This is a genomic window from Polynucleobacter sp. UK-Kesae-W10 (genome assembly GCF_018881575.1).
Classification (GTDB): domain Bacteria; phylum Pseudomonadota; class Gammaproteobacteria; order Burkholderiales; family Burkholderiaceae; genus Polynucleobacter.
Map to the genome: position 1 here is coordinate 1 of NZ_JACVQB010000007.1, position 335 is coordinate 335.

General features: G+C 50.4%; 1 protein-coding gene. It reads right to left on the reverse strand.

From position 1 onward, the window contains the following. A partial coding sequence (locus ICN24_RS10245) for a hypothetical protein (protein ID WP_216223688.1) occupies positions 1–335 on the reverse strand: 335 nt, incomplete at both ends.

A 335-nucleotide genomic window follows, 5' to 3' on the forward strand; every position in this document is an offset into this window, starting at 1 on the left:
TAGGGATGTAATCGCTGCTCCACCAGCGCCACTAGCAGTCGAGTAGTAGGTGTAATTAATCACTGGGGTAGCACCATAGACGCTCGTTTGACCAGAGCCGATGATGACGTAGGCGTTGGCTTTGCCGATGGTTAAAGCGCCTTGATTAATTGTGACGGTGTAGTTACCAGTTGCAGTTAAGGTCAAGGCATCAGCATAAGGAGTACCGCTGGCATTGGTGCCAGAGCCGTAAGTACCGCCTAAGGTAAAGCTTTGACCACCGATACCGGTATTAACAGTCGTGCCACTAATTAGTGTTGCAGAACCGCCGTTAATACTGACGCTGGCCGCACTAT